This window comes from Bradyrhizobium zhengyangense, from assembly GCF_022012435.1.
Classification (GTDB): Bacteria; Pseudomonadota; Alphaproteobacteria; order Rhizobiales; family Xanthobacteraceae; genus Bradyrhizobium; species Bradyrhizobium zhengyangense.
Map to the genome: position 1 here is coordinate 1 of NZ_JAKLUA010000001.1, position 12,893 is coordinate 12,893.

Here is a 12,893-nt window from a genome sequence, read left to right on the forward strand (position 1 = left end):
GCGGTCGACGCACTGAATGATGCCTTGGCCGCCGCCACTGGCGGGCTATCGGTCTGACGGTACTTCATGTAGAGCCTCATCTGGTGATCTGTGATGTGTCGGCCGGGCACGCGAGTGATTCCTCTTGGCGGAAGAACCACTTGCATAACCCCGCCGGCCGCGATCACCAGTCGGCGCGGTCCTCCTCGGGATCGCGCCGACGCTGGGGCTCGTAACTCCGGTCGGGCTACGCCCTCCCTACGTCACGAGCCCAGCGAAACTCTCTCACCTTGATTGACGCTGCCTTCCATCCTGATCGCCGCGCGACAGCAGGTTCCGCGCGAGAATGATGGCCTTAGAAAATCCTACGATCCCGTAATAGATCTGCAATGGCTGCACTTGGAGTTGAGCGGAGGCGGCGATGTCAAAAAATAACCTGCCTTGTTGCAAACAGGCGGCAATGTCGCGAGCTATTTCAGTTGACGGCATCCTTCCCGTCGATTGTTTGACAATCGCTTTGAGGTTTGATGTGCTTTCAAGAAATCTAATCTTGTTCCAGTCTTGAGATGGCATTAGGCCGCCTTATCTTCTTTGTCTGCGCCCCGCATGACAATGCTTAGCGCCTCATCCGGCAATGGCCGCTTGCAGGACCTTGGCCTCATCCCACGGCTCGCGCAACCAAACATCGCGCTCCTCGTCGGTGGTTAGGATCACGGGCATGGCTTTCCGCAAATTGGTTGGTAGTTGTTCAATAGTAGATTGCACATTGCGCCAAACCGGACGATTTCATCACCGATTTACAGATTGTTCAAAGACGAATTTGACTGGAGCATGCGGCATGCCGTCCTGCCAGCTTAACTCGATAAGTCTACGAGATTTTCCTATCGACATCTCAATGCTGCCGGGGCGATACAGCCATTGCTTAAGGCCGGGACTGGCGGTGACATTCGGCGCTGCGATCATCATCACGAATTCGAGGCCGTAGAAGCTGGCCCATAGTCCGACGATTTCTTCTTGAGCATCGTCGAACCAGGGCTGAAGTCGAAACCTTGGATGATTGATGAAGCGCGCGCCGGTCGGCATTATAAAGTAGAGACCCGCAGCCGAAGGCCATTTGTCGGAGTGGTCCAGCAGCTTGATGACGTCGACATCGCGCGCGAACACTCCAGGCAATCTAACACGACCTCGCGCGAGGTTTCCCGAAACAGCCATCGCTTTCAACGTCTTCAGAAGCCACCGTTCGATATCGTGTCCCGAAAACAAAAACGGAGTTGGAGCGTCCTCCATTTCCATGCAATCTCGCAAACTGGAGAAAAATAATCCAGCAGCGCTATCCAAGGGAGTAAGCGCGCTGTTGTGCCGCCTGCACAGGCAATTAGCGGTGAGGTTGGCGGGCGCTAGTCGCTTTTCCTCATCAGCCTCTTGCCAGGGCAAGCCCGAAACCGTGAAGTCACCTTCGCCTCGAAGAACTTTAATGACGCTCTCGGAGATCAAGTGCTCGCCCGAAATAGGACCTTCACAATTTTGCAATTCGCGCATGTAGCATCGGTCGTGCGATGTCTCATGTGGCAACATTTGGAGACCTAGCGGCGCTGGCTTTTTGTGCCAATAGGGACCAGCAAAGCAACAAGCTGCTGCTGGAAGCTTGGACCGACACCTGCACGGTGACGCCTTCAATCTGACGCGCTTGGCTTTAGCTTCACCCACGGGTGCAATCTCCAAGAGGTAGCGAACAACAGTACATGATGCCTATTGCTTTGTAGCGTCATCATAAACCCTCGCGCACGCTGCCGAACTTGATCGTCCAAAGGCTGAGCGCGTGTAAACTCCGAGAATGGCAAGGGCTGCGGCTTGGTACGGCACGTCGGGGTCTGCACCCATGATCAGGGAGATTGCTCCTGTCGCATCGGGAAAGCCGACACCTCGACACATGCCAATATACGCGAAGCCCGCTGCGGCTCTTTTGGCAAGCTGCGCCTGCTGCTCGTTGAGGCGATAATGGGCAATGATCTGTTGGATCGGCTTGTCAACGGTCAGCAATCCATCGTCAGGAACGCTGACAGCGTCGGCTCCCGCCGCCATCGGTTGAGCACACAGCAAGACTACAAGAGCAGCCCTGCTCAATCGGGTCATTGTTTCTCCTGAAATCGTGGAATTTGGCTCGCCAAACTCTTAGGTGCGAACCCAGGGATATGGAGCCAGTTTGAAGCCCATCCTGCTGCCATAGTTTTCCGCCCGATGGTTGATCCACAGCTTCGCGCTACTTTTGATTGAGATTAATTGGTAGGCGCTTCCCTGTCCACAGGCTCACGAGTGCAATGGTGGCTAGGCCACCACTTCCTCTGCTTCTGCCAATTTTCGATAATCGGCAGTATTCGACCGGAGGTGCGCCCGCCGAGGCGGGCACTTACCCTTTCCTCAATGACGCTGGACAATCCACCGATCCTCCTCTGCCGGGAATGCGGGCGGGCCATGGATTACCTTGCAACGTTGCCGCACATTGCAAACCTGCCCGCCGTCTACGCGTATCGCTGCTTACCGTGTCGGAGGGTCGATACGATCCCTATTCCCGCTTGATCGGCTTACCCGGCCAGTCTTTTGACTTCGTCGCGATCCATTCCATCGCCTCAGCCTCAGTCTCGAAATCCCCGACGTGTGAGACTGGCCCGTACCCGGTTGTGACGGCCACGAACCAGCGTCCGCTCTTCATTTCCGGTTTAAACTTGGGAAAGTGCTGCATGATCGCGGCAGGTTGGAACTTCGAGCGCTGCCAGTCCAGCTAAAGTTCCGACTGGCCGCAATTGTCGAGCGGCGTGCTTAAACCGCCACACCAACGCCGTTCCTGCTAACGGACCGCCAGATTTAATGCGCCACGAAATAATCCTGAAACAATCCGTCGCTCTTATAAGCGCGTCCGGGCACTACATTTCATCCTTAGAGTATTTCACCCGGGGCTGGCTTTACGACACCTATCATTTTGACGCGCGGAAAGGGTCGCCCGATCAGGCGGCCCTTTCTCCTTCATTAGCGCTTTCCCCGCACCAACAACGTCCATACTGGCGACACGCCGTCCCAGCGCCGGAGGCGCCCATCGAACCGCACTCGCACCCCAGCCTCCCGCAGCCGCTCCACGACAAGATGCAGCGCGATCACGTCTCCCTCTGACAGCTCGACACATCCGCGCTTACGCGACCACACGGCCCCCGGAAATTGAAAGAGGTTGGCTTTGAGCCATCGGCCCCCGCGCTCTGACAGCGGTCGCAAGTCCACTTGTGCGCCGTCCCGAGGCTTCACTCCGACATCAGGCCGACGAAGCCAGTTCGCAATCCATCCCATCGCTCTGCAACCCCCCAACGATGATGGCTTGCACGACGCGGACTGGACTTGTCAATTTCAGAGGTCGCCCAACGGGAGTAGCCCGGCAGAACTACGTTGGTTGCGCTTCCAAAAGAAGGGAGTAGGATTTTAAGGTGATTTGAAAATACGGAGGCACAGCATGACTGCAGTCCTCGTTTTTAAAGTTGCTACCGTTGCATTGGGCGTGTTTTCGACGGCTCTCGCTTATTGGCTAATTCAAAGCTTCTAAGAATTCGTCTTAGTTATACCGGACAAACGAAAGGCCCCGGTTCGAAAACCGAGGCCTCGGTATTCCGGTACGCACTCAACTCCGTCGGGGGACGCGGGGGCGAACCCGACACAATCTGTAATAACAGCGGCGTCCTAATTTACCGTTACGGGTGTCCTAATTAGACCAGCACCGAAATTGGTGGCTCTGTTTAGCGTTTCGTAATCATCAAGGCGGATGCTTTCGTATTATGCCGAAAGTCTTTTTAGCCATAGTGATCGCATTCAGCGGCCTTGTCGCCGCCGACCGGCATTACAGCTACGGCCTCTATACGGACGCGGCGCTCAACATGCTGCGCCATATGAGGCATTCGTTCGGATGGTGAGGCCGCCTCGCGTCGTCTTCATCTCAGTGCAATCTTGCAATGACCGGAAGAACGCTTGTCGCGTCCGCCTCTGGCGGACCGACTAGAGCCCAAATAGCGACGGCCTAAACCGCATCACGGCACCATCGCCATAACTTTCCCGCTGCGGCCTTCCTGCCTTCAGCGAGGCATCGAGAGTAGTAAGATGCCTTTGTAGTCTGCCTATCCCCTGTTGCAACCCCAGGCCGCCCCGAAGAAATCGCAGCCGGTCGCGCAATTGGCGACAAGAGCGAACGGCCTTGCGTTAGGAACTCCTCTGCCTCCCCTTGATTGCCCTATCTAAATGGGAAGGAAAGAGCATGGCTCGGGCACCGATAATGATTGCAGTTGCTTGGTTGGCACTTTCAGCAACCGCATTCGCTCAGGGCGGAGGTGGCGGTGGAGGTGGTGGCGGCGGTGCTGGAGGCGCGGGCAGCGGATCGTCCGGCGCGGGAGCAGCCTCTTCCAACTCCGGCGCATCATCCTCGTCAACGTCTCGAGCGAGTGGATTATCGCCTGCGGGCGGCCGCTCCGGCGCGCCCGTCCCAACCTCCAAAAATCCGACGTTCTCCTCCGGTCAAGGAACGTCCACATCTCCCGTGACCACCAGTGTCAATCGCCCAGGAGCGACCACGACCAACCCATCGACGGTTGGGACAGCGGGTCCTCAAACCAACACGACCGGGAGAGGTGCAGGCACGGCTCCAAACGGAGTGCCTATTGGCAATCCCGGCTCAGGTAAGGGCTCGCCTGAAAATCCGTGGTGACGACACTTCGCGCGTGGGGCGTCGAACCGATGCGCAACGCGTTGATGGTGCGAATGCTAGGGCGGCCTCAAGACGTCCGGCATGAGCAAAAAGGGGCGCCGCTAACGGCCGTCAGTTGAAATCAACGTGGGCTGAAAGAGGCCGCCAACCGACCCGGCTCAATTGTAGAACCTGCGTAGTGCCTTGACTGGCGGTAGTCCTCAATGGTCTCGCGGACCAGCCCGCGCAGTTCGCGGGACCGGATTGTATTCGCATCCCGTTTCATCTCTTTCAGGACGGCTTCCGCCTTTGACAGGGTTTTCGTCGTCGCTACCATCCCTAGAAGGCGGCCCCGGAGTGCCTAGGAGACCGGGGCCATAACCTCAGTGACGTCGTGGCGGCGCCGCTCGGCTACGTTAGATAATTTATGAAGCTTTTATAAAGGTGCATTGAGATAGCGCAAGGTCGCGGTCCCAAAGAGCCTCGTCAACTGCCGCGCGACCTTCAGCGTAGCATCATGTAGACCGCGACCCCAGCGATGACTGCCAGCCATGTCAGCGAGAGGTAGAAATAGATGTTGTTGCGGTCCATTGGGCACCACTTGTTTCCGTCGAGACCTGATACCTTGATCTTATGTCACGGGTTGGTCTGGGATGCCGTTGAAAGGAAGCCACCAAACCGAGACAGCCCTACTCTTGCTGCTCGGGATGAAGTAGGGACTTTTCAGCCAGCAATTCGATGATGGCAGCTTCCAGACCTTGGCTTAATGCGTCATCATCAAAGCGAGCTGCGATCCTTCTGAAGCGCTCAATCTTTGCGTCAATTTCAATGCACTTATAACACATGACCGCCTCGTTGCGGGTATCTGCGGTTCCTCAATTATCAAATGATAGGAGCGGTTCCGAGGAGGGGCGAAATTAGGATATCTCTAAAATCGGCGCCACGTAGCCTCAAACTGGATAAGAACGCTCACAACCGAGACAAGACCCTTCATCGTAAAGCGGGCCTTGTCCCGACCCTGTGTCATTGGAGCCCGCGTACGCCGTTGATGTGAAGGATCAGCAAAGGCCAACTTTCTAGCCCCAATGCAAGTCAAGCGTGCCCATCTACTCCGCGCAGTCGGCGGAGATGCACATGCACGGCCTCATCGGCCTTTGCCAGGATCGCTGCCAGCTCTGTTTCCAAGGCTTTACGGACCTGATCGTTATTTGGTGCTGCCTCCGCTGGTAGCTTCAGTAGCTCTTGGCGTGCTGCGGCCATGAGCGTCTCGATATCCGCAATTCCGTCTTCAGCTTTTATTTTCGTCATGTTCTGTTCGCTCCTATCGTTGCGGCTTCACGTTCATGCTCCCGCGTCCGTTCGGCAGCCGTATCGGCAATCTCTTGTCGCATCTGAAGAATGGCGGCCTCCATACTACGACGGGTCGTCAAATCGCGGGTGCAACGCGCGGGCAACCCACTGAGGTGGGTCAACATGATGCCGACGATCTCGTCTACGGCGGCGACGTGATCCTCAACCTCCATTAGCTGCTTTTCTTTTCGAGCATTTTCCAGCTCAAGGTGCCTAGCCTTCGCTCTTTGATATTGGGCCTGTGCTTCTGCCACCGGCGAACTTCGTCGCGCTTCGCGGAGCCTCCGGATGTAGCGAAGGCGACTTTCATCGAGATCAAACTTGCTTGCTCCGTCTCTCGCGATTGTGCCGTCCGCCACTAAGCGATCCAAATAGGGACGTGACAGACCAAGGTGGGCCGCCAATTGTGTCCCTGAGACCTTCGTCATTCTCGTTTTCATGGCAACTGCAACCTCAAAATCTAGAACCTCGAAAATCCTGGAGGGCGGCGGTCAGGCGTAACTCGACCCAGGCCCGCCGTAGGAGGACCCGTAGGAGCCTCCTGATCGGAGGGGCCTCCCGCCCGAGCCCGGCCCGCTGGTGGGCATCCACGGCCCGCGCTGCAAGCCCTGAGGCTCCCTTGCAGAGATGGCGCATTGTCGGCCCGCAAGCGAGCCCTCTACACAACCCAATCTCAGCACAAGCCCAGCTTCACGAACAGCATCGCATCTAATCCATGGCCGCCCGTGCGTGGGCGAGCGCCTTCGCGGCCATGCCGAACGGTTGCCGAACATCTGGCTCCGCAGAAGGGACATCTAGCTCCACGCCCAGCACAGCGCGCGGGTCGGCGTCGGCGCGGTACTCCACCCACAGGCCATCGTCCTGCATCCGCCGAACCAAAGCGCACTCCTGCCTCTCGGCCGTCAGCTTGTCAGCGCTGATCTGCGCCAGCTTCTCTGCCCGCGCCTTGACCGACAAAGCGGCTGCGTCGTCCGCGATGGCGTCAATCTCTTCTTCGAGGCGTGAGACCAGGGCGTCCCGGTGCAACCAAACGAATAACCCCACAGTGTCGATCACCTCAGCCATAGCATTGCCTGCGAGTTGATCGCCGGTCTTTGCCACTATCCCAGCGAGCCCCAGACGCTGTATCGCCAACGGCCAACCGATTTCGGCGTCGGCTTCGACCAGGGCGCTGACATCCACCGCACCTCGCTCTGCAAGCTGCTCGACCATTGCCCGCGCGCGTGCCTTGGCATGGGCGGCAGGATATGGAGCGGAGTTATTGCGGTGCTGATCGGCGGCCAACTCTCGCAGTCGGTGACGCAAACGGTCGAGCGCCCCTGCGATGCTTTCGTTACGCTTCGTGATCATCGCGATCTCGATCTCGGCGGCTTCTACGATCACTCTGCCGCTTGAGCGACCTTCTCTCAGCCAGCTTTCGACACTTGCGACCAATCTTGCAGCACTCTGCGCGCGAGCACGGCGAACCTCGATCAGCTCGCTCAGCCGCCTCATCTCACCGTCGATAGCGGCAAGCTTGCGTTGAACCTCGACCACGCTCGTGTGCTCGTCGTCCAGGCCCGACCCGCCTTGGCCGCGAGGGCGCTTCAATTCAGCAAGGCGGACGCTCAGCACATGCTTGTCGGCACGCAGCTCGTCAAGCTTATCCAGCAGCGGTCTCACAAGGTTTTGTAAATCCTCGCTCCGTTGCCGGAGCGAAAGCATCAGTGGGCGTCTTGACAGCGGCAGCAGCTCGACACCATCGACTGGTGGCGGCAAGCCGGGCATGACAGAGGGAATGCGATTGCTTGCGTCTAACGGTGCTGGCGTGAATGGCATGGTGGCCTTCTCCTATTTAGGTTGGTTCGCCGTCATCGTGGAGAACTCCGTTGCTCACAAATAGCCTCCCGACAAATTTTTCTTGGCAAGCGCACGACGCGACGTTGCCACCGAGATCGCGACGTCGCGCGTCCGCAAGATGCGCCAGAAGAATTCACGTAAGCTTCCGCGATGACGTGCCGGACACCCCAGTTCGGCGGCGTCGCGTCGCCATCCGGTGGACCTGTAACGCCCGAATTCCTCCGCAAGCTTCGAGGCGGCCGCGAATTCGGACATCCCGGCGCAATGCCGCGCTGCCGCCCGACGAAGCAAGCAATCTCGCTCGGCAATGGCCTGCAGTGTCGTTGGCAATCGACGCCCAGGCCCGCGCAAGACGAGGACAACATCACCTTGCGCGACCGGCATCGCCCCGGCGAGATCGGTATCGTTGAGCGGCCTCATGATCCACCGGCCGGATCAAAGACGCCGTTGGGCACGATGCGGCGCAGAATGCGCACCGCCGCTAGTTCGATCTCGCAAAATGGAGCGTCATGCCAGCATGCGACACAAATCGCAGAAGCAGAGGCCATCGTCGGCCTATCCGCGCCGCATGAGAAAAGAAAAGCCCCAAATGGCTGCTCCGATGAAAACGCGCAGCCGCAGATAATGCACTTAACTGACGATGGTCTGCGATAGACCTCACCGACTGCCTTGCGAAAGATGTCAACATGCGCGTGCCCGTCGAGCGGCGCGCCAGCCTCAATCAGCGTTGTATCGAGGGCTCGGCCAGCACGTCGCCTATACCGACCGATCTCGGCAGCCTCGCGACGGCGCACGGCGCGATTGGCGGCGGTCTGTTGCAGCGTTGCAATCATGACGCGGTCTCCGGCATTGGCGGCCACGTGCTGCGCCGAAAGCCGTGCTGGATGGCGCCGAAGTCGAATGCCTCGATGTCACAGAAGCCACCGTCATCCTCTGCGCCGAATGCCTCGGACAGGTTGTCGCCCCAAACAGCTCGGTGCTCCAGGGCATGCTGCTGCGCGATCTCGCGAGCCTGCGCGATAATCTCGGATCGGCTACGAGGCGGCCGGTCGTCGCTGCCGGTCACACGGAGCCGCCAAGCGTCCTCGTCAAGGGGACCGTCATCGCAGCGGCGATCTGGACCGAGGTCATCGTGGTCGTCAGGCAAGGCGGGCCAGCGGTGTTTCGAGGTTTCGACCTCTGCTTCAACAACTAAGACCTTCTTCTTGGAAGCAGAGATACTGTTAGGGTGTTCCCCCTTAGGTGTTAGGCCGCCGCTAGAGGCGGATCGCGACCCGCCGCTAGAGGCGGATTGCCCCCCCGACCGATCCGCCGCTGGGGGCGGATTACCCTCCACCCGTTTTGGGGATGCCAGAGACCTGCGTCCGTCCGTCCGGCTAGCCTTGGCGGCGTCGAGCAGCATCACCTGCTCGTCGGTGATCGCGCCCAGGTTGCCGGTCAGCAGCCTGTAGATGTTGTGCGTTTTGCGAGATCGCCGGTCGAAGATGCGCTCTGAAGCGAGCCAGCCGATCTCACGGAGCAGCCTCAATGCTCGCTCGACCACGCGCACCGGCAGGCGGGTCTTGATACTGATCGTTTGAACGCTCGGCCAAGCCGTCCCCGTCTTCTCATTGACGTGGTTGATGATGCAGAACACCACCTTAAAGGCGGGGCCGGTGACGCGGCTGTCGGCGTTCAACGCCTTGAGCAGTTCGATGTTGTCCCCCGTGAAGGTGCGCTTTTTCTTCGCGTCGATTGCCGCCTCGGCGGTCTTGATGGTGTTCGATCCGGGTGCTACAGTTTTCATAACGGCGGTTTCCTAGAGCTGTCGTCGTTGATTTGCGGATCACGCCCTCCCGCCCGGACGGTTTGATCCTGGGTTTGCCAATAAGCGCCGTCAGATCGGGACTGATCTGACGGCGTTTTGATTTTCAGGGAGGAGCGCGTGGTCTTGCTGTGGCGGCCTCAGCCTCGACAAAGCCGCAGAGGGAAACGGCCCGACCGCCACCTCGTCGGACAGCCCGATCTGAAACAGGCTATCGATCTCACGGTGCACGATCTCGGCAATATCGACCGGCAGGCGGTCACGGTCGGTGAGGCTGGGCCGGTGGTGAACGTCGTTGTGACGGATGATGGAAGGCGCGCTCATCATGGCGCAGCCTCCGGAAGAGGTGATCGGAGAGAAATGGTGGGCGGTGAGAGGATCGAACTCCCGACCAGATGCGTGTAAAGCACCTGCTCTACCGCTGAGCTAACCGCCCACGGGGTATGTGTTGCCGTTTCTGTTGCGCTAGGCGTCAGCGGCGGCAAAAGTGCTTTATAAAGAACCACTTGGGCGGCAAGAGCATCCCGGTGTAAACGAGATGCTCTAACCAGCTGAGCTAACCGCCCCTCGGCGCCTCTTTAGCCCTCCGGCGGGTGTTGGAGCAAGGGGGGCTATGGTGAACAGACCGGCCAGCGCGGCCTTATTCGGCCGAGCGGTTTCCTCCGAAACCGTCCTTCCTCCGCGACTACGCGCTGATTTCCGCGATGAGGCTGGACGTTGCCGGGAACTCCGGCGACACTCCGGCCTTATTCGATATTGTTCCCAACCCTTATTGCGCCGTTCGATGCTGCGTATCGATGGTGATATTGCGCAGAACTATTGTCCGCCGGCGCCGCAGCCGCCGGAGGCGCGGTTGCGGCTGTTCAGGCTGCTCGCGACGCTGAAGCGCAATCCTCTGGAATGCTGGAGTGCGGAGTTCTTTCGCGAGCCCATCGCCAGGGTAGGACTGCCCTTTACCGACGCCTTTCTGGTGCACGATCCCGCTGCCATCAGGCACGTGCTGGTCGACAATGCCGATAACTACCGCAAGGACCCAATTCAGCGCCGCATTCTGGCGAGCGGTCTTGCGGATGGGCTGTTGAGCGTAGAGGACGCGCGCTGGGAAACGCAGCGGCGCATGCTCGCGCCGCTGTTTGCCCGACGCGCGGTGGCGGCGTTCACGGAAGCGATCCTCACAGCCGTCGACCGGTTGACGGCGCGTTGGCGCAGCCGGGTCCCCGGGGCGGCCTTCGACGTCGCGGCCGAGATGGCGCTGCTCACGCTTGACGTGCTCGCACTCACGATCTTCTCGGATGGCATCGCGGGCGATTACGACGAATTCCGCAGTGCGATGAATGCCTATTTTGCGGTGATCGGACGGATTGGCGCGCTTGACCTGCTCGGTGTGCCGCAATCAGTGCCGCGCCCCGGACGAGCCCGGCTGCGGCGGACCCTGGACTATTTCGAAGGCATCATCGACCGCATCATCGATACGCGTCGGCGCGTGCTTGCCGGCTTGCCGGCCGGGGAGGGGCCATCCGATCTCCTCACGCCGCTGCTGCGTGCACTCGATCCCTCGACCGGTCAATCACTGTCGCTTGCCGAGGTGCGCTCCAACATTCTCACCTTCCTGTCGGCAGGTCACGAGACGACCGCGAACGCGCTGAGCTGGTCGATCTTCCTGCTGTCGCAGTCGCCCGACTGGCGCTACCGCGTGCGGGAGGAGGCGGCGCGCGAACTCGCTGGACCCGTGGAAGGCCTCACCGACCGGCTGGTTGTGACCAGGGCGGTGGTCGAGGAGGCGCTGCGGCTTTATCCGCCGATCGCCGCATTGAGCCGGATGACAAAGGACGCCGACACGCTGGGTGGCGTCGCGGTGAAGCCTCGTTCGCTGATCGTCATTGCGCCCTATGTGTTGCACCGGCATCTCCTGCTGTGGGAGCAACCCAATGCGTTCGATCCAGCGCGCTTCATGCCGGCGCGCCGCGGCACGATCGGACGGTTTGCATATCTGCCCTTCGGCATCGGTCCGCGCATCTGCATCGGCGCCTCGTTCGCGTTGCAGGAGGCGACGATCGCGCTTGCCGCACTCATGCAGCGCTTCGACATCATGCTCTCGCCGGATGCCAAAGTTTGGCCCTTGCAGAAAATTACGCTAAGGCCGGAGAGCGGCTTGCCGATGCGCGTAACCCCACGCGATTGCGGGGAGCGGCCGGTCTTACATGAATGAAGAATAGAGGGACTGATGGAATCGCCCACCGGACACGAGAAAAACGCCGACCAGATCGCCTATTGGAACGGGCCCAGCGGGCAGCGCTGGGCCGATCGCCATGCGGCACAGGAGACCATCCTCGGGCCGATCGCGGAGGTCCTGATCGACCGCGCCAGGCCCAGGCCGGGCGAGCGCGTTCTCGACGTCGGCTGCGGCTCGGGTGCGACCACCTTTGCTTTCGCGAAGGCCGTTGCGCCCGATGGCTTCGCCCTCGGCCTCGATGTGTCCGAGCCGATGCTGTCGCAGGCGAGAGCGTTTGCGCCAAAGGGGCTGCCGGTCGATTTCGTGCTGGCGGATGCGACGGTGTATCCCTTTGAGCCGGCGAGCTTGGATCTGCTCGCCTCACGCTTCGGCGTGATGTTCTTTGCCGATCCGATTGCGTCCTTCACCAATCTTCGCCGCGCGCTAAAGCCGACGGGACGACTTGCGTTCGTCTGCTGGCGCGAGCCGAAGGAAAATCCGTGGATGATGGCGCCGCTGATGGCGGTCTACAAGCACGTGCCGAAGATGCCGCCGGTCGGGCCGGAGGAGCCGGGCCCGTTCGCGTTTGCTTCCGAGGAGCGCGTGATGCGCATTCTGAAGGGCGCGGGCTTCGTCGACGTGGCGATGGAGCCGCATAATCTGCCGATGGACATCGCCATCGGCGGCGGGCTCGACGCTGCCGTCGACGGCTCCTTGCAGATCGGCCCCGCCAGCCGTGCGCTGCAGGGCCATTCGCCGGAGACGGTCGCTGCGGCCAAGGCGTCGATCCGCGAGACGCTCGCGCCGTTCGTGAAGGGGCAGAACGTGGCGCTGCAGGGCGCGATCTGGATCGTGACGGCGAGGGCGGGGTAGACGACCGCCGCTCTCTCCACCGTCATTGCGAGGAGCTCGCGACAAAATTGCTTTGCAATTTTGCGCTGATGCGACGAAGCAATCCAGACTGCCTCCGCTGAGGGATTCTGGATTGCTTCGCT

The 12,893-nt window shown here is 60.0% G+C and carries 13 protein-coding genes, 1 tRNA gene and 1 pseudogene; 3 read left to right on the top strand and 12 right to left on the bottom strand.

The window, feature by feature from the left end; all coding sequences use genetic code 11:
• Positions 1–264: 264 nt before the first annotated feature.
• From L6637_RS00005 to L6637_RS00020, 4 genes and pseudogenes are all read right to left on the bottom strand, one after another.
• Positions 265–552: a YaaC family protein gene (locus L6637_RS00005; RefSeq protein WP_237868735.1), complete on the bottom strand. Its 288-nt coding sequence runs from the start codon at positions 550–552 to the stop codon at positions 265–267.
• Positions 552–705: pseudogene (locus L6637_RS00010) on the bottom strand (SOS response-associated peptidase); the annotation flags it as partial. The gene L6637_RS00005 and the pseudogene L6637_RS00010, both read right to left, overlap by 1 nt.
• A gap of 63 nt (positions 706–768) precedes the next feature.
• Entirely contained in the window at positions 769–1,518 is a 750-nt protein-coding gene (locus tag L6637_RS00015) for a hypothetical protein (RefSeq protein WP_237868737.1), read from the bottom strand.
• A gap of 210 nt (positions 1,519–1,728) precedes the next feature.
• Complete coding sequence (locus L6637_RS00020; protein ID WP_237868739.1) at positions 1,729–2,112, bottom strand: hypothetical protein; 384 nt, start codon at positions 2,110–2,112, stop codon at positions 1,729–1,731.
• Positions 2,113–3,794: 1,682 nt separating this feature from the next.
• On the opposite strand from L6637_RS00020, the gene L6637_RS42355 reads away from it, so the two are divergent.
• Entirely contained in the window at positions 3,795–3,929 is a 135-nt protein-coding gene (locus L6637_RS42355) for a hypothetical protein (RefSeq protein WP_276575714.1), read from the top strand.
• A gap of 1,453 nt (positions 3,930–5,382) precedes the next feature.
• Here the strand turns inward: L6637_RS42355 and L6637_RS00025 are convergent.
• From L6637_RS00025 to L6637_RS00060, 8 genes are all read right to left on the bottom strand, one after another.
• Entirely contained in the window at positions 5,383–5,538 is a 156-nt protein-coding gene (locus tag L6637_RS00025) for a hypothetical protein (protein ID WP_237868741.1), read from the bottom strand.
• A 247-nt stretch (positions 5,539–5,785) separates the two neighbouring features.
• The gene (locus tag L6637_RS00030) at positions 5,786–6,001 is read right to left on the bottom strand and encodes a hypothetical protein (protein WP_237868742.1); all 216 of its coding nucleotides are present in this window, start codon (positions 5,999–6,001) and stop codon (positions 5,786–5,788) included.
• Entirely contained in the window at positions 5,998–6,471 is a 474-nt protein-coding gene (locus tag L6637_RS00035) for a hypothetical protein (protein WP_237868744.1), read from the bottom strand. Before L6637_RS00035 ends, L6637_RS00030 begins: the two co-directional genes overlap by 4 nt.
• Positions 6,472–6,751: 280 nt before the next feature.
• Positions 6,752–7,861 carry a hypothetical protein gene (locus L6637_RS00040; RefSeq protein WP_237868746.1) on the bottom strand — a complete coding sequence of 370 codons (1,110 nt, stop codon included), beginning with the start codon at positions 7,859–7,861 and terminating at the stop codon, positions 6,752–6,754.
• A gap of 437 nt (positions 7,862–8,298) precedes the next feature.
• Complete coding sequence (locus tag L6637_RS00045; RefSeq protein ID WP_237868747.1) at positions 8,299–8,715, bottom strand: protein-tyrosine phosphatase family protein; 417 nt, start codon at positions 8,713–8,715, stop codon at positions 8,299–8,301.
• Positions 8,712–9,668 (bottom strand): helix-turn-helix domain-containing protein, encoded by a 957-nt coding sequence (locus L6637_RS00050; RefSeq protein ID WP_237868748.1) that lies wholly within the window; start codon positions 9,666–9,668, stop codon positions 8,712–8,714. Before L6637_RS00050 ends, L6637_RS00045 begins: the two co-directional genes overlap by 4 nt.
• 90 nt (positions 9,669–9,758) lie before the next feature.
• Positions 9,759–10,013 carry a hypothetical protein gene (locus tag L6637_RS00055; RefSeq protein WP_237868749.1) on the bottom strand — a complete coding sequence of 85 codons (255 nt, stop codon included), beginning with the start codon at positions 10,011–10,013 and terminating at the stop codon, positions 9,759–9,761.
• Positions 10,014–10,047: 34 nt separating this feature from the next.
• Positions 10,048–10,122: transfer RNA gene (locus tag L6637_RS00060), tRNA-Val, on the bottom strand.
• Positions 10,123–10,470: 348 nt separating this feature from the next.
• Here L6637_RS00060 and L6637_RS00065 point away from each other — a divergent pair.
• Positions 10,471–11,895 carry a cytochrome P450 gene (locus L6637_RS00065; protein ID WP_237868750.1) on the top strand — a complete coding sequence of 475 codons (1,425 nt, stop codon included), beginning with the start codon at positions 10,471–10,473 and terminating at the stop codon, positions 11,893–11,895.
• Between the two features lie 15 nt (positions 11,896–11,910).
• A complete protein-coding gene (locus L6637_RS00070; protein ID WP_237868751.1) occupies positions 11,911–12,771 on the top strand; it encodes a class I SAM-dependent methyltransferase in 861 nt (286 codons plus the stop codon).
• The last annotated feature ends 122 nt before the right edge of the window (positions 12,772–12,893 follow it).